The sequence below is a fragment of the Microbulbifer aggregans genome (assembly GCF_020524005.1).
GTDB lineage: Bacteria > Pseudomonadota > Gammaproteobacteria > Pseudomonadales > Cellvibrionaceae > Microbulbifer > Microbulbifer aggregans_A.
The window spans coordinates 95,888-121,734 of sequence record NZ_JAIVKK010000006.1; the positions used below are offsets into that span (position 1 = coordinate 95,888).

The window sequence follows — 25,847 nt, forward strand, 5'->3', positions numbered from 1 at the left end:
GTCATGTCACGACAATTGTTGTTTGCGCAGTCCGACGCATGATGCATCGGGCTGCGCGTTTTTTCACTCGACTCAGACCGTCACGTCCAGAGATACATACTCGCCCGCTTTCCCAGAATATTCAGCAAAAACGCCTCTGGCCGACGCTCTCCCGCCAAGCCGCAACACACATGCAACGGCAGCAGGTGTTCCTCCCTCGGGTGACAAAAACGTGCACCGGGCGCGCCCTCCCAATGAATAAGGCGGTCCCTGCGTTCATTTCCATCCAGCGCCTCACTGGTACAGGTTTCCTGAAGCCACCGTTCAAAAGCCGTATTCTGAGCTTGTGATTCGGATGTTTCCGGCGCAAAGAAAGCGCGCATGTTGTGAAAGGAAAACCCGGAACCGATGACCAACAGGTTTTCCCAATCCAGGTTTCGCAGCGCTTCGCCGATTGCCCAGTGCTCCGCCGCATCCAGGTTATTTTTCAGGGATAACTGCACACAGGGAATATCCGCTTGCGGAAATAATATTTTGAGAGGCACAAACAATCCGTGGTCAAACCCTCGGGTCTCATCCAGTGCTGCAGCAATTCCGGCACTGCGCAAAGTGGATTGAACCTCCCCCGCCAGTGCCGGCTCCCCGGGACACGGATACTGAATACGATACGACTCATCGGGAAACCCGTAATAATCATAAATCAGCGGCGGCGCAGCACCGGCCGTGATCGTCGGCGCTTCCTCCTCCCAATGTGCGCTGATCACCAACACCGCCGATGGCTTGCGCAGGCGGCCGGCAATTTTCGACAGGCAATCGACCATTTCTTTATGCCCGGGATCACCCAATAGCGGTAGCGGGCCACCACCGTGGGAGGCGAATAATATTTCCGGAGATGTATTTGCACTCATTACCAATCCTTTACCCTGAGGTTTGCCAGCGTCCTGCGGTACCCTCGTTGGCATTTGATCCAGTCGAGGACTGATCGATAAAGATTCGCTTCAATAGCGCGCCGCCCTTGCGCCACCCGAGCAGGCTTTGCGCGCACAGCACACCGCCAAACATCGCGCCTGCCACACCGCAACTCATGATGTCCTGTCCGGTCAGGTACAAGCCCTTGATACGAGTTTTCGGGCGAAGCCAATCCTGCTCAAAGCGCGACGGGTTGTGATCGAGCCCATAGATTTCCCCGCGGCGGTACCGGCAGAAATAGCGGGTCGACAGCGGTGTCGATAGCTCGCAGTAATCCACCTGCCCTCGCAGTTGCGGGAAATGCCGATACAGGTGCTCCAGTAGACGCTGACTGAATTGCTGCTTGATCGCTTCGTACTCTTCACCCCGCTTACCCCAGGTTTCACCTTTCCACTGTTCAAACCACTCATATTTTGCCGGCGCCACTATCTCGATGGTAGCGCGATCGGGATAGCGTTCGTTGAATGTAGGGTCTTTGGCCGAGGGAAAGGAAATATAAACCAGCGGTATTTCTGCATCGCTGTCGGCCATAAAGGCAGAAACATCCGTTTCGTAATCCGCACTGGGATACAGCCAGTAATTGGTTTTTGGCAACCCCAGTTCCACGGCGGTTTTCTTGAAACCGATATACAGGCAGAAATGTCCCATCGAAGGTTTTACATTGCGCAACTGGCGTAGATAGCCCGCGGCATACGAAGCACTTTGCGGCAGTAACTTTTCAAAAGTATTGAATACACCCGCATTGGAAATCACCGCCGGAGCAAAAATTTCCTGGCCGTCGCTCATCCTAACCCCGGTTACCTTTTTGCCATCCAACAGCAAAGTATCAACGCTGGCATAGGTAAATACCTCACCCCCGCCCTTCTGGATCTGGGGAATAATGGTTTCGGCAATTTTGCTCGCACCACCTACGGGATAAAAACCACCATGGAGATAGTGTTTGGCGATCAGCGCGTGAATGATGAAACTGCCAGTCTTGGGCGTCATCCCATTGTCGCCCCACTGGCCGGTCAACACGGCAATTAACTGCTCGTTATCCGTCAGCTCTCGCAAAACTTCGTAGGTGGTCCTGTTCAGGTAGCGTGGAGCACGGAGTTTGTTGACCGTATTCAGGATGGGGGAGCACCATGAAGGCAGCAGTTTTTGCAGCGCGGCCAACGGCATGGTTTTGGCTACTGCGTGCACCCGCTCCAAGTAGGCTTCAATGGCCGGACGTTCACTGGGGAAGCGTCGCGCCAGCTCATCGACGAACGCCTCACGCCCCGCTTTGAGATCGTATGCTTCATTCCCGAGGCAGATACGGTCATAGGTCTCGTCCATCGGCGCCCATTTGAGTTGACCTCCGGACAGGAAGTCGAACAGTTTGCGGGTCATTGTGGGATGCTCGCCAACATCCCCAATGTAATGGATGCCCACATCCCACTCGTAACCGTTGCGATCGTAGGCGTGGGTAAAGCCGCCAGCGGTGTAATGCTGCTCAAGCACCAGTACTTTCTGCCCCGCCGCGCTGAGCATTGCCGCCGTGGTTAAGCCTCCAATACCAGAGCCGACAACAATGGCATCGTAGGGGCCATTGAGGCGACCGGGGCGGTAGCGTTGGCCAATACGCAGGTGGCCAGGCTTGCCATTCTCTTTGTTGGGCGCCTTATTGGGCGCTGTGCTCCGGGCTGATACCTCTGTGCTCTCGCTCATGGGTGACCTCAGGCTTTATCTATTGTTATACGGCCACCATAGCTCCGGTCACAGCCAGATACAACGCATACCGATACCGCACGGCGATACCTTGTGACTGTGGCAAAAATATATAAAACGTATACACTTCATATATTATCGCCACCCCATAAAACGCGAGAGGCAAAATGGGTATAGTCAAAGTCTCCGATGCGCTGCACGATGAAATACGCCAGGCCAGTGCCGTGATGTCACGCTCGATCAATGCGCAGGCGGAATTCTGGATTCGCATGGGCATGCTCGCCGAGCTGAATCCGGACCTGAGTTACAACCAGCTGTGCAAAAAGCTGTTGCGAGAACCGGCACCAACCCTGGAGGCACTCATCCGTGAATGACATCCAGTTAAAGACGCCGCAGGAACAGGCGCTGATGCGCGAAGCCGGCCAACTTCTAAGCCAGGTCTTCGCCATGCTGGACGAATTCGTCGCGCCCGGTGTGACTACGATGGAAATTGACCGGCAGGTTGAGGACTTTATCGTCAACACCCTGAAGGCACGTCCGGCCAGCAAGGGACAGTACGACTATCCCTATAGTCTCAACACCTCCATTAACGAGGTCGTCTGTCACGGTATGCCCAGTGATAGCGGTATTCTCAACGACGGCGATATCGTCAACCTGGACATTACCCTGGAAAAGAACGGTTTTATCGCCGACTCCAGCAAAATGTACCTGGTGGGCGAGGTATCCCATACCGCCCGGAAGCTGGTGGACACTACCTATGAAGCCATGTGGCGGGGCATCGAATTGGTCCGCCCCGGCAGCACGCTGGGCGACATCGGCCACGCAATCCAGGCCCATGCCGAAGGCAACGGTTACAGCGTGGTACGCGAATACTGCGGTCATGGTATCGGTCGCGAGATGCACGAGGCCCCGCAGGTATTGCACTACGGTCGCCGTGGCACCGGCCCGGTACTGTGCGAAGGTATGACCTTTACCATTGAACCGATGATCAATCAGGGCGCGCGCAAAACGAAGGTCAAAAAAGATGGCTGGACCGTTGTCACCCGAGACAAAAAACTTTCCGCCCAGTGGGAGCATACAGTGCTGGTCACAGCCGATGGATATGAAGTACTTACGCTGAGAGCGGAAGAAAACAAGGGTACCAATTAGAAAATAGCCACGACCGTACCGACTTTTCCGCTTACCAGCACCAGAGAAACTGCGTAACATTGCGAAAAGCGCTGCGTTTTAGCAAGCATACCCGAAATTGGCCGACGAACTTGCGCAAAGGATCCGCGCAATCTGAAATTTATCGGCAAGAGTAGCTGTATCAGATTACCTATACCCGCAAACACAGAATAAGGAGATTACTGTGATTTTTTTTGGTTCCAAGGGGAAAACCGTTCCAGGTCAAATCATTGAGGGCATTGAATGTCCGAATTGTGAAAACCAAAAATTTCTCACCTTCGGTATCATCCGCTACTTCCACCTCTATTGGATACCAACCTTCCCGACCTCCAGAAAGGCCGGTGTGGAGTGCACCCACTGCAAGCGCACATTAATCGGCAAAGAAGTTCCCAAAGATCTCGGAAAAATTATAAAGTCCGAGGTATTCAACAAGAAAAACATTGCCCCGATGTTCTCCGGGACGATTCTGATTGCCTGCTTAATCCTGTTCCTCGCGGCTGCCGTGTCAACCAATGAATCTCAAGAATTCGCTTATATCGAACAGCCGGCGGTCAATGATCTCTACATCGTGCGACTTCCAGAAATATTCGAAGACGCGGATCCAGACTTTCAATACGGCCTACTGAAGATCAGCCGCCTCGATGCCGGCCAGGCAGAACTCCAGGTCAGCAAAACGGGCTACAACCGAGTCAAAGGTGTCCGTAAAGATATTCGGAAACAGAGAACCGCGGATAACAGCTATTTTCAAGAGCAGCCGATTTATATCGACACGGCAAAACTGAAAGAAATGAAAGAATCAGGGGCCATCTACGCAATCGAACGCATTTGACCGTACCTGGGTTTAAGGGTTGGGTTTTACCCCCGACCTGAAAGCCCTCTTTCAGCTAACCGGTAAGCGGCGGCGCTTCCGAGCGCCCCGTTTTTTGGTCCCTCCGCGGCAACCGGCGGTATGTCAGATACATCACAAGCGCGCCAACCAGACTGGCAGCGCCGATGGCAAATACACTGGCCAGCGCCGACAACCACTGCCCAAGCGCCCCCGCCCCAAGGCTACCCACCGAATCCCCCGACGCATCCTGCGCAGTCCAGATCGCATTTATTCGACCGAGGTAGTGATCCGGTGTTGCCTCCTGCACCAGACCGTACTGGAGCAGCGACGAAATCGAAACCAGATAGCCAAACATCGCCAACAACATCAGCGCCGGCACAAAATGTGTGTTCAGCCCCAACAGCGCCAAGCTCGCAAATGCCCCCATAGCGACTCCCAACATAACCTTGCCCGGGCACCGTACATGACTCGCCCAGCCGCTCAGCAAGGCCCCCAGCGTAGCTCCCAGCGGCACAGCGGAATAAATCAGCCCCAACTCAAATGCACCGCCAGCAAATACCGCTTCCACCAACGCGGGAAACAACACCCGCACCCCGGTGGTCAACGTCACCAGCGTACCCACCACCACCACGCCGAGCACAACGCGATTGCGCAGCACAAATCCCACCCCATCAGCCAATGCCCGCAATGGATTCCTCGTGTCCATTGACGGCGGCTGCATTGCCGGCAGGCCCAGTAGCGGAATCAACGTCAATCCCGTCCCAAGTGCCGCCACCAGATAATTCCAGCCCACATGGCTCGCCGCAATAATCGCCCCGCCCACCGCCGGCGAAATCACCGTGGCCAGGCGCATCGACACCATACTCACCGCCCGCGCCTGCACCAAATGCTCACGGCCCACGATAAACGGCATCGCCGCCAACAGCGCCGTCACCCCCAACGCGCCAAAAAAACCATCCCACAGCGCCAGCGCATAAATCGCCCACAACTGCGGCTCCGGCAACCAGGCATTCACCGCCAGCCCCACAAAACCGAACCCGCAGGTAGCGCGCGCAAATAAAATCAGCTTCTTGCGATCGTACTGATCGGCAAGCACCCCCCCCCACAGCAATCCGACAAAAAGGCCGATGCCTTCGACGGCCGTCACCATTCCGACATGGACACTGTCGTTAGTGAGCTGGTACGTTTGCAGCGGAATCGCTACCGACAACATACCGAGGCCAAGCAGTGAAATAGTGCGCGCAATAAACACGTTTCTAAAATGACGGTTGGATTTCAGGATACTGAAATCCACAAAAATACTTTTCTTAGGCATAACAAACTTAATCGTGAATTTTATTACGAAGTAAAAATCTGGGACGCGAAGGCAGAGTGACAGGTACCCGTTTTCAAAAGCGTCGGCGACATGGACGTCGCCGACGCAGCGTACAGGGATGTATCCACAGCGGTTTTGAAAACGGTTATTTGGCGCCCTGCCGCCACAAAATAAAAACAAGACTTACGCACTCTCCGACAGCGCAGCCTCATCAGAACCGGCAACCTCGGCATTCAATATCAAGCGATTAATCAAAGGCCCAAGCGTCTCCAGCGAAGAAGGCGAGAGAATGTCATCGTGGGCACGATCAACCAGACGATGTACATCCAGCGCGCCCACCAGGGGCTTCCAGTCCCGCTCAGGATCGATGTACTCCGGCAACGACTGCTCCGCCGCAAACAACGTCACCCGCCCGTTATACATCGGCGTACGTGCACGAGATAACAACCGCACCGCATCCTGATAATTCGCGAAAATCTGCTGCAAAATCGCCTCCTGCTCAGAACGCATCACCTCATCCTCGTCTTCAACGTTGTCACCACCGGCAAACGCGTCCTGTAACAACCGCGTCTGCTCTTGTTCTGCGCCGACCGCCGCCTCCGCGCCCTGCGGATCATCCCAGTCGTGCACCTCCGCGGGGTAAGTATCCAGCAGCCCCAGGAACGCAACCTCCTCGCCCAGGTCGCGCAGCGCCGCCGCTACCCCGTAAGCCACCGTGCCACCAAGGGAATACCCCAACAGGAAATAAGGCCCCACCGGCTGCACCCGCCGCACAACGTCCAACTGCCGCGCGATCAGCGACTCCATATCCGCACTGGTCGCAATCAACCCGCCCGGGCGCGGTGACTGCAACCCGATCACCGGGCGCTCCGAATTGATATATTGAGTGAGCACCGAGTACTGCCAGGCAAAACCGGAGCCCGGATAAAAGCAGATCAGCGGACGACCGCCACTGCCGGCGCGCAGCGGCAGCACCGCATCAAAACCCTCGCTGCCAAAATCACTCAACATCTCCGACAGCTTCAGGTTCGCCGCCAGCTGCGCCACCGTGGGCGCCGTGATGATCTGGCCCACACTCACCGGCCGCTGCAACTCGCGGCGAACCTCCGCTGCGAGGCGCATCGCCAGCAGTGAGTGGCCACCTAGGGCAAAGAAATCGTCGTCGGCAAATACCTGCTCGCGCTGTAACAGCCGCGCAAAAATATCCGCGAGGCGCGACTCCACACCCCGCGCCGGCAAGCGTCCCGCGCGCGTGTCATCCGCTACCGCATCCGGCAGCGGCAGCGCGCGGCGGTCCAATTTGCCATTGGCACTGAGCGGAAATTCCTCCATCGCCACATAGGCCACCGGCACCATATGCGCCGGCAATCTTGTCGCGAGGCTTGCAGCAACCGCGGTGGTATCCAGCACCTTGTCTGCAGAGGGAATCAGGTAGGCCACCAGCTGGCGGCTGTCCATATTTGAATTTTCCGCCGCGCCCAGTGCCAGGTTCATTGCGCACACCACCGCGTTGGCAACGCCCGGCTCTGCCAGCAGCTGGGTTTCGATTTCCCCCAGTTCCACCCGCAGGCCGCGGATCTTGATCTGGTCATCGGTGCGCCCCAGGTATTCGATATCGCCGCCGGGCAGCCAGCGCACCAGATCGCCGGTGCGGTACATACGCGCACCCGGTTTTGTTGCGTAGGGATCGGCAACGAAGCGTCCGGCAGTAAGCCCGGCGCGGCCGAGGTAGCCCAGCGCCAATTGCATGCCGCTCAGGTACAGCTCTCCGATCGCACCCACTGGTACCTGGCGCAGGCAGTCGTCCAAAACCCGCAAGCGGGTATTCCATACGGGCTTGCCGATGGGAACGCCCGCGCCGGCACCCGCGAAATCACCACTGAGTGCGGGGAAATAACTCACATCCACCGCCGCCTCGGTGGGGCCATACAGGTTGTGCAACTGCGCATCGAAACGGTGAGAAAAGGCCCGGGTCTGGGCGCGGGTCAGCGCCTCGCCGCTGGCGAATACCAGGCGCAGACTGGAGCAACTCTTTTCGCCCACGCCAGTAAAGTGTTCAGTGAATAGCGCGAGCATGGACGGCACGAAGTGCAGGCAGGTCACGCCGAATTCGTCGATGGTGTCCGCCAGCTGTTGCGGATCCCGGTGCGCTTCCGGTTCCGCCATCACCAGGCGCGCGCCCACCATCAGCGGCCAGAAAAATTCCCACACGGAGACATCGAAGCTGCATGGGGTTTTTTGCAACACCACATCGTCGGTGGTCAGCCTATATTCCTGCTGCATCCACAGGATGCGGTTGACGATGGCGCGGTGGGAAACCAGCACACCCTTGGGGCGTCCTGTGGTACCGGAGGTGTAGATCAGGTAGGCCGGGTGATCCGGGGTTAGCAGCGGTGGAACAAAATCCCCGCTCGGTAACGGCGCACGCAAGCCGTCGAATACCAGCAATGGCGACGGCGACAACTCCGCAAAGCGTGCGCACCGTTCTCCGTCGGTGATCAGCAATTGCGGCGCGGCATCTTCCAGCATGAAAGCGAGACGCTCATCCGGATAGCCAAGGTCCAGCGGCAAGTACGCCGCGCCGGCTTCGATCACCGCCATCAGCGCCAGGCTTAACCGCACCGAGCGCGGCAACGCCACCGCCACGATACCGCCGGGGCGCACGCCGGCTTCGATCAACTCCCGCGCCAGCGTCTGCACTTGTGCGCGCACTTCGGAATACGTCAGGGCATCGCGTGCATCGGCGAGCGCCGGAGCGTCTGCGGTGTAGCGCGCCTGCGCGTGCAAAAAATCCCGCAGGTTGCGGGCGGGCAGCATCTGTTCGGTACGATTGACCCGCTCGATCAGCGCCTGCTCCGCTGCCGACAGCAGCGGGGTCTGATCCAGAATACGCTCTGGCGCTTCCAGCAAACCCAGCAACAGGTCGCGGGCGCGCTCGGCAATCCAGCTAGCGTCCGCCACCGCTCCGCGGTTTTCCACCAGCAGGGTCAGCTCGTCGCCGGGAATCACCAGCAGGGCCAGCGGATAGTGGCTGTAGCCGCGATTGTGGATATCGCCTACCACCAGCGGCGCGCCATCGGTGCCAGTCATTTGCTGGTCCAGATAGCTGCTGTCGGGATAGTTCTCGACCACCAGCAGGGTATCGAATAGCTGGCCGCTACCGGCCAGTTGCTGGATTTCCACCAGGCCCAGGCCATCGTTTTCCAACAGTTCGCTGTGACGCCGCTGGATATCCGGCAATTGCGCCCACAAGCTGGCGCTGCGATCCAGCGCCACCCGCACCGGCAGGCTATTGAGGAACAGGCCCACCTGATCCTCGATGCCGGCGATGGCTGCGGTGCGTCCGGACACCGGCGTGCCGAAGACGATATCGCGGCGGCCGCTGATACCCGCAAGCAGTTGCGCCCACACCCCCTGCATAACCGCATTAAGCGTGAGACCGCGGGCGCGGATCTCGCGGTGCAAGCGCGCGGTTACGTCCGCCGGTAATTGCAGGGCAAATTCGGATACCGCGGCACCTTCCTCAGCCTGCTCAAACAGTACACAGGGCTGCACGCCATCAAGCACCCGCTGCCACAGGGCGCGGCTCTGCGCCTGATCCCGTGCGGCCAGCGCGCCCACCACCTGCGCATAGCCCACCGGCAAGGGCGGCAGAGTTGTACGGTCGTCGCGATAGGCCGCTATCAGATCCCGCAACAATAGTGGCGTCGACCAACCGTCGATGACCAGGTGATGAGTCACCAGCAACAGCTGATAAGCGCGCGCCCCGGTGCGCACCAGCGTCGCCCCCAGCATGCCGCCAAAGCGATCCGCGGGATAAGTCTGGGCCAGCATCTCGCGCTCGAGTGCGACCAGTTGTTGCGCGCACTGATCCGCGGCCAAGCCGCTCAGATCCACACTGCGCCAGGGCCATTGCATGGCAGACTTCGGCGGCAGCAGGAAGCGCGGTTCGTCGCAACTCTCACTGTCAAACAGGCCGGCAAGCTGGGGGTAGCGCGTGAGCAGTGCATTTAACGCCCTCTGCAGGCGCGTCTCGTCGAGGGCACCGATAAGGCTCAGGCGGGTGAAGGCGTTGTAGGTGGAAGAATCCGCAGTACTGAAAGACGTGGCCTGTACGTGGAACAGCATCCCCTGCTGCAACGGCAGTACCGGCGCCACATCCAGAAAATCACCGTGACGGGCACGCAGGGTTTCCAGGTCCATGGCCGGGAGCGTCCAGCCCGCGGCGGTATCCTCGGGGGCAACCGATTGCAGTTGCGGCGCCAGTTGCCGTGGCGTGCGCAGGGCGAAAATCTGGCTGGGTTTCAGCAGGTAGCCCGCGTCTCTCAAACGTGTGCAGAGTACGATGGCCGTGATCGAATCACCACCAAGAGCAAAGAAATCGTCCTCGGCGCCTATAGGCTTCGGCAGTTGCAGTACCGCCGCCGCCGCTTCACACAACAGCCGCTCGCGCGCATTGCGCGGCGGCTCGGCCGTATCCCCGCCGGGCTGAATACTGTCGCGCGCCAGCTGCAGCAGCGCGCGGCGATCCACCTTGCCGCTCATATTGCGAGGCAGTGTATCCAGCACCAGTAGCAAGCCGGGCACCGCATACTCCGGCAACTGCGTGCGCAGCAGCGATTGGAGTTCGGCGGCGCGCGCGCGGCATTCACCAGCGCCAACACCGGGAATGGCACAGCAGCCGATCAAACGGTGGGAGTGATTCACTGGCTCGGCGATCACCACCGCGCTCTCGACCTGCGGCAGCAGCGACAGCGCATTTTCCACCTCCCCCAATTCCACCCGGTGGCCGCGCACTTTGACCTGGTCGTCGGTGCGGCCGAGGAATTCCAGCTGGCCCTCGCCATTCCAGCGCACCAGGTCGCCGGTGCGGTACATGCGCTGGCCCATGCCAGCACCGCGGGCAAACGGGTCGGCAACAAAGCGGCTGGCAGTGAGGCCGCCCCGCGCCAGGTAACCGCGGGCCAGGCCGGCGCCGCTCAGGTACAGCTCGCCGATCACGCCCGCCGGCACCGGCTGCAGTGTTGCATCCAACACATAGACCGATGTATTCCCCACCGGGCGCCCCACCACCGGCTGCGCGCTGTCGGCCACGGGCGCGCGCAGCGCATCCACGGTGAATTCGGTGGGGCCATACAGGTTTTGCGCGTCGAGGTCGCGTTGCACACGCTGCTGGTTGCGCAACTGCTGCCACAGCGACGCCGGCGCCGCCTCGCCGCCAATGGCGAGCAGCAGCGGCCGATGCTTACCGGGCGCAAACAGGCCACAGCTGATCATCTGCGCGAGTAGTGATGGCGGCAGGTCGAGGGCGTCGATGCGCCGCTGCTGAATCGCCTGCACCAGTCCCTGCGCGTCCCGCCGCAATTCTTCGTCGAATACCTGCAACTCCTGGCCCAACAACAGCCAGAAAAACTGCACCCAGGACGAGTCGAACGAAAAGGTGTGGGTGTGTGCAGCGCGCAGGCTGCGGCCGCGCTCTCTGTCTGCGAGCCGGGCAATCGCCGGCAAAAAATAACTCTCGCGGTGAGACTGGAACAGGTTCAGCAGCGCGCCCTGGGTATTCATCACTCCCTTGGGGCGGCCGGTGCTGCCGGAAGTGAAAATTACATAGGCGATGGTGTCGGCGGTGATCGGAGCAAAGCGCTCCTTTTGGGTGATCGGCGCTGGGGAAAAGTGTTCGAGTTCTGTTGCCAGTTGATCCAGATCCAGGCGCGGCACCTTTGCCAACGCACAATCCGGGGCCTGCGGAAGGCTGGCCGCAGTGTCGGACAACAACAATGCCGGCTGCGTGTCTTCGCACATGGCTGCGATACGCTCCGCCGGGTATTCCAGGTCAATGGGCAACAGGGTCGCGCCACTGTTCAGCACCGCAAAAATTGCCACCACCGATTCCAGTGAGCGCGGCGCCGCCAGTGCCACCACCTTGCCCGGCCCCATACCGCGGCCGATCAACAGGCGGGTGAGCCGGGCCACCGCCTGTTGCAGCCCGAGAAAATCCAAACTCCTATCGCCACGACCATCGCTATCGCCACCGGCAAACACCAGTGCCCGTGCGCGCGGGCGCTCCTCGGCCTGGAATGTCAGCCAGTCGGCAAGGGTGTATCGCGTACCGTCCAGACTAAAGCGCCGCGCCCGGGCCCAGTGGGCAATCTGCGTACGCTCGCCGTGGCCGTGCAGATCCAGCTGCGCGATGGTTTGCGTTGGCTGCGCTAACCAGCGTGCGAGTCCAGCGCGCAGACGTGCGCCGTGGCGTGTGAGCTCTTCGACACTGTAGCGGCGGCTGTCGGCGCGCAGATCCAGCTGGACCCGTTTGTGATCGCCCTCGCCGTGCACCAGCACCCCGATTTCCAGATCATCCACCGGACCGGTGGCGAGCGCATGAGTATGTGCCGGGGCCCCGGCAAACTCCGCCGCGAGGTCGAAGGGTTTGTAATTGATCACCGGGCCATAAAGCGCCTGCCCGGCAGTATCTGCATCCGCCGCCTGCGCACGCTCGCGCTGGATTTGTTCCGCCGGGTAGCGCTGGTGCGGTCGCACTCTCGCCAGTGCTTTTTTAAATGCCGTGGCGCAACCGTACAGGTTCATATCCGCTTCCAGCGCCACAATAACGGGCAACACATTGACCACCGGCGCCAGCGAGCGAATCGCCACCGAGCCCATCCGCCCCATAAACGGCACACCCACGATTTGGTGATACTGGCCGCTGATACGCGCGAGATAAGCCACCAGCAGCCCCATCAACAGATCCGGTGCGGCCAGTCGTGCGCCACCGGCCACTGCGCACTGCTGCAATTGATCCATGGTGGCTGGCGGCAGATCGACACAATGCCATTGCAAATTCGCCTGCGGCAGGTTTTTACCGGAAACCGGGCGTGCGCTGACGCTCGCTGGTTGCGGGGCATTGTTTAAATAGCCCCGCCAGAATTCGCGGCTTTTTTCCCATTTTTCCGAGGCCTTGTATTCCGCCTGCTCGCGCACCACGTTTTCCACACCGGTAAACGGATTGGCGGGTATAGGTTTGCATTGCAGTTCCGCCGTGTAGATTTCCGCTATGCGGCGGGTGAGCGCGGCGAAGCTGTAGCCGTCGAGATTGATATGGTGGTAGCGCTGGTACCAGAGCGTTTTCGCCGTACCATCTTCATTGGCAACGCGATAAATACGCTGGCAAGTCAGAGATTCGGATTGTGTGCAATCCAGCGATTGACGTGTGTCGAGGCGGATTTCCGACCAGGCTTTCTCGGTGCCCTGTGCGTCTGCGATAAGATCAAAAAACTCCGGGCGTTCAATTTTCTCCGCTGTACACACAGAAATTTTTTGCCGCGGACGCTCGCAGTCAAACACGGCAGTGACGGTATCGGCTTCACTCAACCCATGGCGAATGGCATTGCGCAGAATATCCACGTCGATATCGCCCGGGAGTTCCAGACAGTGTGCAATGACATAGGTAGTGTGTTGCTCGGAAACTTTATCCGCATACCAGATACCTTCCTGGGTGCTGGTAAGCGGCATCCATTGTTTGTTCATGGCGCCTCCTCTTCCCTGACACGTTGCGAGGTCTGTTGCTGAGCCTTTTGACTGACAAAGGGATTGATGGAGAGCCAGTGGGTATCCACATAGCTGCTGCAGGCTTCGCGCGCATCGGGGCCGTGAACCGTTTCCCAGCCAGCGGGCACATCGAGAAATTCGGGCCACAGGCTGTATTCCCCGCTGGTGTTTTTCAAAACCAGAAACTGGTGGGCATCGCTGTCGAACGGGTTGGTATAGTTTTCGCTATTCATGCTGCCTCTCCGGGGTTGTTGGGCCAGCGATTGAAGCTGGCGCGGTGGCGGCAAAGCACCGGGTGCGGGTTTTCGGGACCGCTGTGAACCCATCCCTGGGAGCTGCGGCGCAAACTTCCTGTTTGCGACGCTCCCGAAAACCCGCACCCGCCACTTCGCCTTCACGTTGCAGATTTTTACTTCGTAAGAAAAAAGTAACTTGGTTGACTAGCTGGCTTTTAGCATTACTGCTATCCCCGCAACCAGATTGCGGCGCCAGCAGAGCCAATCGTGGCCAGCGGATACTTCGCGGTAGGTTGTGGGAAATCGTCTTTTCTCCAGCGCTTGCCGTAGTGCGCGGTTGTCATCCAGCATATGTGGTTCGTAAAGACCGACTTCGAGCAGAAATTCAGGCCGCGCTTCCTCTGTCGAACCCAAAATTGTTGTGTTCACCCAGTCATCAAGAGCGGCCAATCCATTGTTCTTGGAATGTTCAGCATGTTCGCGCGGCCACCAGAAGGAGCCGGACTGGCTAAAAGCCTTGCCAAATCTGTGCGGCCAATTCAGTGCGGCCCAGGTTGCCGCAAGGCCACCGTAAGACTGGCCAACAACCAGGGTCTGCTCGGCTTTTTCAGTAATTGATACGGACTGTGCAATCTGGGGCAACAGTTCCTGCTGAATCGCCAGCCAGAACGCCGTATTGCACGGCAGCTCCGTTGCGCGGTGTGTTTCATCAATGGCATCAATCATCAGGTAGGCCGCAGGCGGCAGGTCGCCGCTGCGCGTGCGCTGATCCAGCTCGCCCAGCAGGTTGTCCTGGGTATGCCAGTAATTTCCGTCCAGCAGCATTACCAATGGCAATGCTTGCCGCGGCTGTTCGCTATCGGTGCGGTAGACCCAGATATTGCGCCGGTTGTTCAGGCGCTCGCTGCGCCAGGTGAATTTCTGCAGCGCACTCCTGGGTTCGAAATCCAGCCATTGAGTATCTTGGGGATAAATACCGGACGCGGGGCGGCCCCAGGGGCCGTTGTGTGGTTTCACCGGGTTGAGCGGATCGAAACTTGCGCGGCGGTTTATCAGATCCAGCCACCAGTTTCGGCGATCACCGCCATCCGGCATTGGCAGGTCGGACGCTTGCGCAGGTAAAAAGAAGTAGCTCCCGCACCAGTCATTGGGCAGGCGAGTTTGCCAGTACCAGATATCGGTACCGGTAATCCGCTGCATTTCCGCGGGCGCTTCCCGCACCGGGTGTGGAGTGTGGGAATTAACCTCGATAAATGCAGTCTCGATTTCCGCAGCCGCACACTGCCGCCAGAAAAAAGTGCATGTGTGTTCGCCGGCGCGAACATCGGTTTTCAGCGGCAGGCCACGGCCGGCCAGAATTCGCCACCAGTCATCACTGCCGACGCCCTCCCCGCTCAGGGGAAGTGGTTCCAGGCATGGCAGTGCACTCATGCGGTCACTTCCTCGGATCCCGCACTTGCATCAACCCGATTGCTTTTCGGTTCCGCGCCGGCATTTGCATCCGCCGTCGCCCACACACTGTCTCGCCCGCCGTGCAGGGCGCGTTTGCGGTTGTGGATTGCGGCACAGGTAAATACCAGGGCGAACCCCAGTGCAGTGGCATCCACCGCTACGGCGCCGGCACTGGTGTTTGCCCACAGGCCTGATGCAGGGGCGACCACCGCCACCAGGGTAGTGCCCGGGATCAGCACGCAGCTGGCTGCGCAGGCGGCGAGCAATTGCCAGGTGGCCCGCCCGGCGCCACGCCAAAAGGCATAGGTCACTGTAAGCAGGAAGCTGAAGTAGTACACCCACAGGTAGATATGGTTGATATTAAACGCTAGGCCGCTCGCCCATTTCCCGGCGGCCATGGCGAGGCAAATGCCAATAATCGAACCGAAGCAGACTCCGACGGTGCCCGCGGCCATCCAACGCAGGTTGCGCGGTTGCCGGGGGATATCAGTATCGGTTTTGCGCAGTTTTTTACGGCGTGTTTCGATCCACAACAAATTACCCGAGTAAAACAGGAAGGCGCCACCGAGGCCGAGGCAGAAATAGATCCAGCGCACCAGATCACCGCCGAAGCTGCCGAAATGCAATGCGAAGAAATAATTCACGATTGCACCCCAGCCTTCAGCCTTGCCCGGCAGCATGGAAGTCATCAGCAGTTCGCCGGTGTATGGGTTCATCCCCATGTAACCAGTGACCGGGCCATGCACCAGGGCTGCCGGGTTATAAATAGAGACCCGCACAAACGGCCGCGAAGATTCCAGTCCCAGATACAGAAGCTCCGTGACAGCGAAATCCGGCGCTTCGGTGCGCGCCCGTGCGATCAGTTCGGAGGGCGGCAATAGTCTGTCTGCACTGTATGCCGGGGCCGGCGCCGTGTTCGCCGGTGGCGCCGACACCGGGTAAACCACATCCCGAAGCGCATCGTAGAACTGGTCGTGAAACGCAAACACGATAACCGTCAGGCTGATCACGATATGAAAAGGCAGGCTGGTGATCCCGACCACATTGTGCGCATCCAGCCAGAAACGTTTGTTGTTTTTGCCGCGGCGCAGCGCAAAGAAGTCCTTCACCAGGGTGGGCAACAACAGTATCAGGCCGGAAACCAGGGCGAGGAAATAAAGCACAGCGGCTACGCCAAGAATCCAGATACCCACATATTCACCGTCGAAATCCCCGGGTATTCCGCCCGTGCGGTGCAGCATGTCTACCAGCTCACCAAACAGTGACGGAGTCAGGCTTTCGGTGACGAGTTGCCCCTGCGCATCGAGACTCGCAATGTTTCTGGCTTCAGACAATTTCAGTCCGCGCCCGCCTCCAGACTCGCTCCACTGTATCGGCGCCGCCAGATCTTCGCGTTCGATGGGATACAGACTGAACTCCTGTCGCGCGTCCTGGTGCTGTTGCAGGGTCAGAGCGACCAGGCTGTCCAACTGCGCAGTATCGACCCAGGGCAAGCGCTGCTCCGGAGGACTGATCCAGCGATCCACCGGCTGTTTAAACATCGTAAGGGCACCGGCGAAAAAACCGATAAACAACAGCAGGCCAGTGGTGATTCCGACCCAGGTGTGCAGGCTGCGGTAGACCTTGAGAATATCGCTGCGTACTTTCATCCCAGAGCTCCCTTGACGAAAAACAGCAGACCGTAGGCCAGTACATTCAGCACACCCATTGTCAGTAGCGCGCGGCGCCCGGTGGGAATCAGGTACACAAGGCTGAACGCAATTACCCACAGCGGGGCGATGCTCCACATAACGAACTGGCGCTTGTCCGGCGCGTCGATGCCGCCCGGGCCGATCCAGGCAAACAGGCCAGACAGCGCCAGCGCCAGGGTCAATCCGAGTACGGCGCCAGCAATACTTTTGCTCCACCAATCAGACTGTAATTTGCTTCGCGCGCGCCTTTTCGTAGTTGCCGACGGGACGGCACCGGACTTAGTGTTCACGTTTTTTCACCACACGAACCAAAGGTACAAACGGCAACGCGCCCCACACCAGCATCAGCGCCGCCAACCAGGCGAGAATCGCGGTATTTAGCGGATAGCGAGCACAGGCCATCACCAGTGTTGTTACCAACATCAGGGAACCCAACCATCCCCACACCCGTGCGAGTGGCTTCTCGATCCAGCCCTGGTTTTGGTGACACAGATAAAGAAGTGTCGCACCGGCTAGAAAGCCCGTGGCAAGTAGAGTCAACATGGTGTTTCACCTCGACATTGATATTTTCTTTCCAAGCATTTTTATGGAGTGCTGTGTGTGGAATTTAGTTTTCGCTACTTCTTTAATCTGCCTCCAGAATTAGGCAGCCAGAGTTGCGCCACCATCTACCACTATGTTTTGCATGGTGATATGGCTGGCGGCATCAGAAGCCAGAAATAGAATCGCATTGGCTATTTCCTGCGATGTGGCGATTTTTTTCAGGGGTATACCGAGTTTGTAATCCTCCGGTAAGCCTTCGATGGTGCGCAGGTAGCCGGCGCTGGTGTCTCCGTTAACGTCGGTGAGCATGGTCTGGAGCATGGGCGTATCGGTGGAGCCAGGGCTCACCAAATTGCAACGCACATTATATTCCGCGAGTTCAAGTGCTATGCAGTGGCTAAGGCTTTGAAGTGCGGCTTTGGAAGCGCAGTAGGCGGCCATGTTTTTTCTGGGCACACGGGCTGCATTGGAGGCGATATTGACAATGGCGCCGCTGCGCTGTTGCTTGAAATGTGTTGCCAGATTCCGCAATAAATAGAAAACACCACTGACGTTTGTATCCAGACATCTATGCCAGTCGTCGATGGTGAGACAGTTTTCGGTTTGGCTGTCTATGCTGCCCAGGTGCAACGTTCCGGCTGCATTGACAAGGACTTCGGGACCGAGATTGTCTTGCAACAGCTCGCGTACCGTTGCAGCGACCAGGTAAGGATCGGCAATGTTAAGTTGGCGGATGACATATGGAACGTCGAAGTGCTCGAAGTCGCGATCGAAGCCAATCACGCGGGCACCCAGTTGCTGAAAATTGTCCGCGACAGCGCGTCCGATGCCTCCGGCAGCACCAACAATCCAGACGCTTTTATTCTTGAAATTCCAGACGCTACCATTGGCTGATCCGCTCTTTTGAGAAGACATTGTTCAAGCCTCCTGCTTTTGTTCGATGAGTTCCCACCAACCTTGCAATGTAGGCTCGCGGGCGAGGTCTTCGAAGGTCAGGTGGATACCCAGTGGTTGCCACTGGCCGATAAGCTGCATCACTTGTACTGAGTCGAGGCCGTAGTCGATCAGGTTGTCGTCGGCTTCCGGTTCGCCGGCGCCTTCTTCCAGCAGGGGCAGTATCTGTGCAGTGAGCCAGTGGTAGTCGAGCGCGTGATTAGGAATGGTGTTCGAGCGTAGAAGTTGTCCAGTGGTGATGACGGCACCGCAGCGGCCGGCGACGAAGTCGAGGGCTTGCTGGTGTTCCCCGCGCGAAAAATCGGCAAGGGCATCGGCGATCATGAACGGCTGAATATCGCGCATAAAGGCATCCAGGGCCGTGGTCATGCAGCCGATATGGGCGTAGACACCGCCAATCAACAGCTGGTCCCTGCCCCAGTCGTGCATCAGGGTTTGCAGGGGTGAGCGCTGGAATGCGCTGTAGCGCCACTTGACCAGCATGGTGTCATTTTTTTCCGGTGCCAACGGCCCAACGATGGCGGCCTGGTCGGGGTCGGCGGTGGTGAGACCGGGGCCCCACATGTCGTTGAGCAGTGCGCGTTCCGCGTCGGACTGCTCGGTGGGTTGCGCGGTGTAGACGACCGGCACCCGGTTTTCCCGCGCCCAGTTGCGCAGCGCAATCAGGTTGGCGAGCAGTTTATCCACCAGTGCGCTATCACTTCCGTAGTAGCGCAGGAAATAGTCCTGCATGTCGTGGATCAGCAGCACCGCGCGCGCTGGATCCGGCTGCCACTGCACACGATTTTGCGGCAGGTCTGTGGGCATTTCGTAGGCGGAGATGGCTGGGATACTCATGCGGTTTCCTGTAATTTTTTCTCGGACATCATGTTGCGCAGCGCGACCTTGTCGGTCTTGCCTACGGCGGTGAGCGGTAATGCACTCAGAAACTGGAAGCGGTCTGGCAGTTTGTATTCGGCGAGGCCTTTTTCCCGCAAATAGCGGCGCAGCTGTGGCGGTTTCAATTTGGCGTTCCCGGTAATGACACAGGCGCAGCTCTTTTCTCCCAAACCCTCGTCGGGAATGGCAACCAGCGCCACCTGCTGGATGTCGCCGTGGGTGAGCAGCAGGTTTTCCACTTCTTCGGCGGCAATTTTTTCGCCGCCGCGATTGATCTGGTCTTTTACCCGGCCCACTACTTTCAGGTAGCCGTCTGCGTTCTGTTGCACCAGGTCGCCGGAGCAGTAAAAACCATCGCGGTCGAAGGCGCGGGCGTTCTGCTCCGGCGCCTTGTAATAACCGCGGAAGGTGTAGGGGCCGCGGGTATACAGCAATCCGGTTTCGCCGGTAGCAACAGGCTGGCCCCGTTCATCCAGCACGCGCACCTCGTCGGCGTCGCTCATCGGGCGCCCCTGGGTGGTAAAAATTTTTTCGTCGCTATCATCGAGGCGGGTGTAATTCACCAATCCTTCGGCCATGCCGAACACTTGCTGCAACTGGCAGCCGAGTTCCGCTGGCACTCGACGTGCCATTGCTTCGGCAAAATTGGCACCGCCCACTTGCAGCAGTTGCAAGCTCGCCAGTGGCTGCTCATTCCTTTCAGCGCGATTTTTTTCTAGCCAAAGTGCCACCGCCGACGGCACCAACGCGGCCATAGTGACTTTGTGGCGGGCAATCAAGTTGAAACAGTGTTGCGGCTCCGGTGACTCCGCCAGTACCACGCAACCACCGGCGCTGAACACGCCGAAGGCGCCGGGAGAACTCAGCGGAAAATTGTGCGCGGCGGGCAGTGCGCACAGGTAGCGGGTGGCCGGTGACAGTCGGCAGATCTCCGCGCTGCGGCGCACGCTGTAGTCGTAATCGTTGTGAGTGCGGGGAATCAGTTTCGGGGTGCCGGTACTGCCGCCAGATAATTGAAAAAAGGCCACCTGCGACGGTGGCACAAAAACCGAGGGAGAGACTTCGGTTGAACGCTCGAGGGTACCCGTGTCGCTCTCCAGTGGCAGAAGAGATTGCAAATTTTCGGTGTACTCGGTGTCGCCCAACACAAGTGCATGCAGGTACGGGTGTTTTTTTTGTAATTGCGCCGTGAAGTCGCCGTTGGCAAACAGTTTATGGCGGCTACAGCCAATGAGTAGCGATGGCTGCAGCTGTTCCGCATAGGCGCCGAGTTCCAGCCACTGGTGGCTGAATAATGCATTCACCGGTGCCACACCCAGTTTGAGCAAGGCAAAAAACACCAGGTAGAACTCAGCGATATTCGGCAACTGCACCAGTGCGGTCTGCCCTGCGTGGAGCCCGCGCTCGGCCAGCGCTGCGGCCAGATGCGAAGAGTGTTGATCCAGCTCGCCGTAGCTAAATTTGCGCTCGCCACAAATGATCGCTGTGGCCCCGGGGTTACCGGCGCGCGTAAGCAGGTCGGTGAGCGGGCAGTCGACCCAATAGCCTCGTTCACGGTAGCTTTCCGCCAACGCCAGAGGCCAGGGCGTAAATTCTATCTGCTGGCTCGACTGGGACTTTTGCACGCTGATATCACTCACGCAGTGACCCCCGCTTTTTGCTCGGACTGTTTACGTGATGTGCGTGAGGCCTTGTGTGGGGTGTGAGCTTCCAGGGAAGCACAGGGTAATTCATCGGTACCGGCGCTTTGTTCCTGGCTGAGCTGCGCATCCGGTTCAATACCCAGTGCACTCAACATGGTCTGCAGTTTTGCCCGGGTTTCCTGCCACTCACTGTCCGGATCCGAGTCTTCAACAATACCGGCACCGGCAAACAGTTGCGCGTGATTGTCGGAGAAAATCCCGCAGCGAATTGCCACCGCCCACTCCCCATTACCGTCCCCATCGCACCAACCGACGATGCCGCCGAACAGGCCGCGCTCGAAGGGCTCCACCAGTTGAATCAGCTTGTGCGCCTCGCGGGTGGGGAAGCCGCACAGGGCCGGTGTCGGGTGCAGGCGGCAGGCAACTTGCAGCGCGCTAAGGGATGGATCCGCCAGGGTGCCGCGGATCGGCGTGGACAGGTGCCACATCGCGGAGGTGTGCATCAGCTGCGGTCCTTCCGGCACGTCCAGCGTGCGGCACAGCGGCTGCAGCTGCGCACGGATATCTTCGATCACCAGACTGTGTTCGTAGGCATCCTTGGCAGACTGGGCGAGTTTTTCGCTCACCAGCCGATCCTGCTCCGGGTCCGCAAGGCGACGCGCGGAACCCGCCAAGGGGTTGGAGAACACTTCACTGCCGCGGCGGCGCAACAGCAGTTCCGGGCTGGCGCCAATCAGCTGCGATCCATCGACCAGCGGCAGGCGGAAGTGGTAACCCGCGGGATTCTGCTGCAGCAGGTGGCGGAAGAAAGCATCCAGATCCAGGGGGCCGTCCAGTTCCAGCTCCAGTACCCGCGATAACACCGCCTTGCGAATATCGCTCAGCTGAAAATTGGCAATCACCTGCTGCACCGCCTGCTTGAAACGTGTCTCTTCCGGCACGCTCTTGCATTGGCGTACACGCTGGCAATTACTCGTGACACCAGCATGCGCAGGTGCTGGGTACACACTGTTACTCGCGGCCATATCCCGCTCGACTTCGAGCGCGCGCGAAAACATTTCGTAGCTGCGTGGAATCGACAACTGTGCCGGTCGCGACTGATCGAAGGGGATGGCGCCGATGGCGATGGGGTTGGCGATACCCGCATCGCGAGCGCGCTGGAAGGCTTCACGCAAACGAGTGTGGAACACGGCTTCGCAGGCTGTTGAGCGGGCGTCAGCCTCGCTCTCCGCGCGCAGGCGCGCGCGCCCATGTTCACCCGACTCGGCTATTGCGCGCACCGGCAGGCACAGGCGCTCAAAAATGCCACGGGCGCGGATGCCACAGTGGGAAGACATAAACAGGAATTCCGGCGGGCAATCGGATTCCGGTTTATTGATCGGGCTGTGCGTGCTGGCTACGCGGTTCATGGCGAGGCTCCCAGTAAATAAAACCGGCGATCAACCCGGAATTCAGCAAATTTCGGGCGAGCGCATCCACTCGTCGGCCCGGGCAATGTGATTGCCGGGGCGGACGCTCGATCGGACTGTGGAGAAATAACCCGGGACCTGACGGCTGCGCTTCCTGCGCAAAGGTCCCGGTATACATCCCTGTTACAGGCGGCCCGCGAACGGGCCGGGGGCTTGGATTTCGCGTTGTTTAAAAGGTGTAATTCGCACTCAGGAAGTAATTGCGGCCCAGCTCACGGGAATAAAAACTGGCGCTTTCTTCCTGCAGGTCCACGTCGGCAATATTTTTGATGCCGAAGCGCAGACCAAATGCGTCGTTGAGATCGTAGGATCCAGTCACGTCTGTACGGGTGTATGCCGGCAGTGCACTGCCAGACCAGTCAATCTGCTCACCCATGTAGTTGGCCGACACGTTGCCGTTCAGCGCGTCGTTGATCTGCCAGTTGAGCGAAAGGTTGGCCATGGTTTCCGGCTGGTGCTCGATGTCGATAGGGGCTCCGCCGTAACTGTATTCGGCCTCCAGCATATAGGTGAAGTTGCCGGAAGCGGTGACGGCTTCCGTTAATGCGACTCGCCCATCAACTTCAATACCACGGGTGTGGGAATCCGACAGATTGATCCAAACCCTGGAATCAGTTACCGCGCTATAACTGGCTTGAATCTGGTCTTCAACGTCGTTGTCAAACAACACAGCGCTGAGGCGCCAGGTTTCTTCACGAATCTCAATACCGGCTTCGATATTAACGCTGGTTTCCGGATCGAGATCCGGGTTGCCGGGGATAAAGCATGAGCCACCACAGCTGATAATCCGATACTGTTCGCTGGACTGGTAGGCATCCGGCGCCTTGAACGCCTCACTGACGCCACCTTTCAACACAATCGAATCACTCAGGGTAAAGGTGGCGAAAACTTTCGGCGAGAAGTGATTACCGAATAGCTCGTGATCGTCCACACGACCGCCCAGGGTCAAGTTGAAGCGCTCAGTAATAGCGATCTCATCCTGCGCAAACAGCGAGTTAGTGGCGACGGATTCGGAGCCGGTGGCGGTGTAGGAAACCGCATCCTTCAGTGATTGATCGCGGTATTCGATACCGGCGGTCAGCGCATTGATACTGAGTTCGGTGCTGGCGTAGGCCTTGAAGTAGGTATTTTCTTCGTCCAGGGTGCGATCCTGAGGCGCGTCGTAGCGGCTGTTGTAGTCCTGGATTTCGCTGTCTTCCTGTTTCAGGAATACCACCGTTTTACCCCAGTCCCAGCTGCCGTTGTGGCTCAGGCCGTAGGTGAAACGCTCGATGCTTTGTTCACGAACTGCAGAGGACGCACTGTAAATACCGTAGGGGCGATCATCACTGTTGTAGCTCAGGTCTACATCAAGGCTCTGGCGCTCGGCGAGTTTGATCCGGGTGGTGCTCACCAGGCTCGCAGACTCTTTGGCTTCCAGGCCCGGAACATCCGTGTCGGCGTCGCGATACCAGGCGTCGCGGTCATAGATTTCGCCGCTCAGGGACTGGGTTACGCGGTCGCCCAGCGCGCCGGAAACCGACGCATTCAGGCGCTGCTGGGCGCCCTCTTCACCGCCTTCAATACCGCGGTATTCGGCATTGATCGTACCGTGCCACTCCTGGTCCGGCGCTTTGGTGATGATATTCACTACGCCGCCAATGGCATCGGAACCGTAGAGCGCCGCCATCGGGCCACGCACGATTTCCACCCGCTCGATACTGCCCAAGGGCACGGAGCTGTAATCGAAGTCGCCACCGCGCCACAGGGCGCCGGCGGAGGACACACGCTTACCATCCACCAGAATCAGGGTGTAGCGACCACCCATACCGCGGATCTGGATTTCGTCGCGCCCCAGGGAGTCGGAGCGGTTGTTCACACCCACGGTGTCGCGCAATAGATCAGCGAGGCTGTTGACCGAAGTGCGGGTGATTTCTTCCGCGGTAATCACGCTGGTAAATGCGGGAGAGGTGGCGCTATCGCGGGCATGCAGAGTCGCGGTTACCACCACTTCTTCAGTGCTGTCCGCCTTCTGCTGCGCGTCTTGCTGGGCGTAGGCCGGCAGCGCCGCCACATTCAGCGCAATCAATGCCGCGAGGGTATTTTTCATGAACATGGGTCAGAAACCTCTCCGTATTTAAAATAATTTCCTTTTAATTCCATCTTTTAGGGAATTCTATTTGACGCGAATGGTAGTTGTTCTCATTTGCGCTAACAACTACAACTTTGTGACAAATGCACCAAATAACGGCACCTAACGCAGAAAAGGGCGCCAGCACTCAATATTCCACTTGTCAGCTACAGTTGAAGCGCTCCGCGCAAATTCCGGTTGGATTTCTGCCAACGACAATATCCATGAACAACCAAGGCGAGTTTTGACATGAAAATACTGTACAAGGCGGTGGCCACCGCCACCGGTGGTCGCGACGGCGAAGCCACATCAGACGACGGGCGCCTCAAGGTAAAACTGAGCGTGCCCAAAGCACTGGGCGGCGATGACGGCGAAGGGACAAATCCCGAGCAGATGTTTGCCGCCGGCTACTCCGCTTGTTTTATCGGCGCACTTAAAGCGGTTGCCGACAAAATCGGTACCGAGGTACCAGATGATGTAAGTATTCGCGGCGAGGTGGGGATTGGCCCAGTGGGCAATGGCTTCGGGTTGGATATCGATCTCTTTGTCACGTTGCCGGGTATGGACGCTGCGCAAGCCGAAGACCTGGTGAACAAAGCCCACCAGGTTTGTCCCTACTCCAACGCGACGCGCAACAATGTCGACGTGAGGCTGCACGTCGCGACCTGAGACTTCAGTACCCCAAAAATCTACGCGCGGGAAAATAGTGCTGCACAAATTGCTATGTAGCACTTCCGCACTCGCACGCTGATTTACCGCCGCGGCGATAAGGGCGTAACATGATGTCCTTTTGCTGCAATGGATCGCACCACCACCATGAAATTTGTTCGCAAATTCAGCCTAGCCATACTGGCGCTTCTGCTTGCAGGATTCCTGCTCCCGGAACGAAAAGTCGTACCGGTCGTGGGCGCCAGTGATCATGACTGGAACAAGAATTCGTTTTGGTATGAGCCGTGGGGATCGTCGGGCGTGCACAAGGGTGTGGATATTTTTGCCCGCAAAGGCACCGCCGCGGTAAGCACTACGGATATGCTGATTCTGTATACCGGGCAGGTGGGCAAAGGTGGCAACGTGGTGCTCGGCCTCGGGCCCAAATGGCGCCTGCACTACTTTGCGCATTTGGAGCAGATTGCCGAATCAACCGGCTTTTATGTATCCGCCAGTGAAACCATTGGCACCGTCGGGGATTCTGGAAATGCGGCCGGCAAGCAGCCGCATATGCATTACTCGGTGGTAAGCCTTATCCCCTATCTGTGGAAAATGGATAGCTCGACACAGGGCTGGAAGAAAGCCTTTTACCAGAATCCCATCGAGTACCTGCAGACCGCCCAAGCACACGCGCCTTGATACCTTGCAGGCAGTAACGCCAGTGCG

General features: G+C 58.5%; 19 protein-coding genes. 5 read left to right on the forward strand and 14 right to left on the reverse strand.

Going from position 1 to position 25,847, the window contains the following annotated elements; genetic code table 11:
* Positions 1-80: 80 nt before the first annotated feature.
* Positions 81-887 (reverse strand): DODA-type extradiol aromatic ring-opening family dioxygenase, encoded by an 807-nt coding sequence (locus LC093_RS12635; RefSeq protein WP_226665166.1) that lies wholly within the window; start codon positions 885-887, stop codon positions 81-83.
* A 10-nt stretch (positions 888-897) separates the two neighbouring features.
* Positions 898-2,640, reverse strand: a complete 1,743-nt coding sequence (locus tag LC093_RS12640) for a phytoene desaturase family protein (protein WP_226665167.1) — start codon at positions 2,638-2,640, stop codon at positions 898-900.
* Between the two features lie 167 nt (positions 2,641-2,807).
* Here LC093_RS12640 and LC093_RS12645 point away from each other — a divergent pair, with 167 nt between their 5' ends.
* From LC093_RS12645 to LC093_RS12655, 3 genes are all read left to right on the forward strand, one after another.
* Complete coding sequence (locus tag LC093_RS12645) at positions 2,808-3,014, forward strand: ParD-like family protein (RefSeq protein WP_226665168.1); 207 nt, start codon at positions 2,808-2,810, stop codon at positions 3,012-3,014.
* On the forward strand, positions 3,007-3,789 hold the full coding sequence (map, locus tag LC093_RS12650; RefSeq protein ID WP_226665169.1) for a type I methionyl aminopeptidase: 783 nt from the start codon (positions 3,007-3,009) through the stop codon (positions 3,787-3,789). Before LC093_RS12645 ends, map begins: the two co-directional genes overlap by 8 nt.
* Positions 3,790-3,991: 202 nt before the next feature.
* A complete protein-coding gene (locus LC093_RS12655; protein ID WP_226665170.1) occupies positions 3,992-4,636 on the forward strand; it encodes a hypothetical protein in 645 nt (214 codons plus the stop codon).
* 55 nt (positions 4,637-4,691) lie between these two features.
* On the opposite strand, the gene entS is transcribed toward LC093_RS12655, so the two are convergent.
* From entS to LC093_RS12715, 12 genes are all read right to left on the reverse strand, one after another.
* Entirely contained in the window at positions 4,692-5,951 is a 1,260-nt protein-coding gene (gene entS, locus LC093_RS12660) for an enterobactin transporter EntS (protein ID WP_226665172.1), read from the reverse strand.
* A gap of 183 nt (positions 5,952-6,134) precedes the next feature.
* Entirely contained in the window at positions 6,135-13,475 is a 7,341-nt protein-coding gene (locus LC093_RS12665) for a non-ribosomal peptide synthetase (RefSeq protein WP_226665174.1), read from the reverse strand.
* Entirely contained in the window at positions 13,472-13,729 is a 258-nt protein-coding gene (locus LC093_RS12670; RefSeq protein WP_226665175.1) for an MbtH family protein, read from the reverse strand. The genes LC093_RS12665 and LC093_RS12670 overlap by 4 nt, the downstream gene beginning before the upstream one ends.
* Positions 13,730-13,936: 207 nt before the next feature.
* Complete coding sequence (fes, locus tag LC093_RS12675; RefSeq protein ID WP_226665176.1) at positions 13,937-15,163, reverse strand: enterochelin esterase; 1,227 nt, start codon at positions 15,161-15,163, stop codon at positions 13,937-13,939.
* The gene (locus LC093_RS12680; protein WP_226665177.1) at positions 15,160-16,833 is read right to left on the reverse strand and encodes a PepSY-associated TM helix domain-containing protein; all 1,674 of its coding nucleotides are present in this window, start codon (positions 16,831-16,833) and stop codon (positions 15,160-15,162) included. The genes fes and LC093_RS12680 overlap by 4 nt, the downstream gene beginning before the upstream one ends.
* Entirely contained in the window at positions 16,830-17,165 is a 336-nt protein-coding gene (locus LC093_RS12685) for a hypothetical protein (protein ID WP_226665178.1), read from the reverse strand. Before LC093_RS12685 ends, LC093_RS12680 begins: the two co-directional genes overlap by 4 nt.
* Complete coding sequence (locus LC093_RS12690) at positions 17,155-17,418, reverse strand: hypothetical protein (protein ID WP_226665179.1); 264 nt, start codon at positions 17,416-17,418, stop codon at positions 17,155-17,157. Before LC093_RS12690 ends, LC093_RS12685 begins: the two co-directional genes overlap by 11 nt.
* A 99-nt stretch (positions 17,419-17,517) precedes the next feature.
* Positions 17,518-18,333, reverse strand: a complete 816-nt coding sequence (dhbA, locus tag LC093_RS12695; protein WP_226665180.1) for a 2,3-dihydro-2,3-dihydroxybenzoate dehydrogenase — start codon at positions 18,331-18,333, stop codon at positions 17,518-17,520.
* Positions 18,334-18,336: 3 nt separating this feature from the next.
* On the reverse strand, positions 18,337-19,209 hold the full coding sequence (locus LC093_RS12700) for an isochorismatase family protein (RefSeq protein ID WP_226665181.1): 873 nt from the start codon (positions 19,207-19,209) through the stop codon (positions 18,337-18,339).
* Entirely contained in the window at positions 19,206-20,891 is a 1,686-nt protein-coding gene (locus LC093_RS12705; RefSeq protein ID WP_319004928.1) for a (2,3-dihydroxybenzoyl)adenylate synthase, read from the reverse strand. The genes LC093_RS12700 and LC093_RS12705 overlap by 4 nt, the downstream gene beginning before the upstream one ends.
* Complete coding sequence (locus tag LC093_RS12710) at positions 20,888-22,303, reverse strand: isochorismate synthase MenF (RefSeq protein ID WP_226665182.1); 1,416 nt, start codon at positions 22,301-22,303, stop codon at positions 20,888-20,890. Before LC093_RS12710 ends, LC093_RS12705 begins: the two co-directional genes overlap by 4 nt.
* Before the next feature lie 229 nt (positions 22,304-22,532).
* Positions 22,533-24,458, reverse strand: a complete 1,926-nt coding sequence (locus LC093_RS12715) for a TonB-dependent receptor plug domain-containing protein (RefSeq protein ID WP_226665185.1) — start codon at positions 24,456-24,458, stop codon at positions 22,533-22,535.
* Between the two features lie 264 nt (positions 24,459-24,722).
* On the opposite strand from LC093_RS12715, the gene LC093_RS12720 reads away from it, so the two are divergent.
* On the forward strand, positions 24,723-25,142 hold the full coding sequence (locus tag LC093_RS12720) for an organic hydroperoxide resistance protein (protein WP_226665187.1): 420 nt from the start codon (positions 24,723-24,725) through the stop codon (positions 25,140-25,142).
* A gap of 147 nt (positions 25,143-25,289) precedes the next feature.
* Positions 25,290-25,820: a M23 family metallopeptidase gene (locus LC093_RS12725; protein ID WP_226665204.1), complete on the forward strand. Its 531-nt coding sequence runs from the start codon at positions 25,290-25,292 to the stop codon at positions 25,818-25,820.
* Positions 25,821-25,847: the final 27 nt, after the last annotated feature.

What these genes read in the sequence shown, in the direction of transcription:
- LC093_RS12635 (WP_226665166.1), bottom strand. Translation starts at nt 887, where the DNA reads ATGAGTGCAAATACATCTCCGGAAATATTATTCGCCTCCCACGGTGGT.
- LC093_RS12640 (WP_226665167.1), bottom strand. Translation starts at nt 2,640, where the DNA reads ATGAGCGAGAGCACAGAGGTATCAGCCCGGAGCACAGCGCCCAATAAG.
- LC093_RS12645 (WP_226665168.1), top strand. Translation starts at nt 2,808, where the DNA reads ATGGGTATAGTCAAAGTCTCCGATGCGCTGCACGATGAAATACGCCAG.
- entS (WP_226665172.1), bottom strand. Translation starts at nt 5,951, where the DNA reads ATGCCTAAGAAAAGTATTTTTGTGGATTTCAGTATCCTGAAATCCAAC.
- LC093_RS12665 (WP_226665174.1), bottom strand. Translation starts at nt 13,475, where the DNA reads ATGAACAAACAATGGATGCCGCTTACCAGCACCCAGGAAGGTATCTGG.
- LC093_RS12670 (WP_226665175.1), bottom strand. Translation starts at nt 13,729, where the DNA reads ATGAATAGCGAAAACTATACCAACCCGTTCGACAGCGATGCCCACCAG.
- fes (WP_226665176.1), bottom strand. Translation starts at nt 15,163, where the DNA reads ATGAGTGCACTGCCATGCCTGGAACCACTTCCCCTGAGCGGGGAGGGC.
- LC093_RS12680 (WP_226665177.1), bottom strand. Translation starts at nt 16,833, where the DNA reads ATGAAAGTACGCAGCGATATTCTCAAGGTCTACCGCAGCCTGCACACC.
- LC093_RS12690 (WP_226665179.1), bottom strand. Translation starts at nt 17,418, where the DNA reads ATGTTGACTCTACTTGCCACGGGCTTTCTAGCCGGTGCGACACTTCTT.
- dhbA (WP_226665180.1), bottom strand. Translation starts at nt 18,333, where the DNA reads ATGTCTTCTCAAAAGAGCGGATCAGCCAATGGTAGCGTCTGGAATTTC.
- LC093_RS12700 (WP_226665181.1), bottom strand. Translation starts at nt 19,209, where the DNA reads ATGAGTATCCCAGCCATCTCCGCCTACGAAATGCCCACAGACCTGCCG.
- LC093_RS12710 (WP_226665182.1), bottom strand. Translation starts at nt 22,303, where the DNA reads ATGAACCGCGTAGCCAGCACGCACAGCCCGATCAATAAACCGGAATCC.
- LC093_RS12715 (WP_226665185.1), bottom strand. Translation starts at nt 24,458, where the DNA reads ATGTTCATGAAAAATACCCTCGCGGCATTGATTGCGCTGAATGTGGCG.
- LC093_RS12720 (WP_226665187.1), top strand. Translation starts at nt 24,723, where the DNA reads ATGAAAATACTGTACAAGGCGGTGGCCACCGCCACCGGTGGTCGCGAC.
- LC093_RS12725 (WP_226665204.1), top strand. Translation starts at nt 25,290, where the DNA reads ATGAAATTTGTTCGCAAATTCAGCCTAGCCATACTGGCGCTTCTGCTT.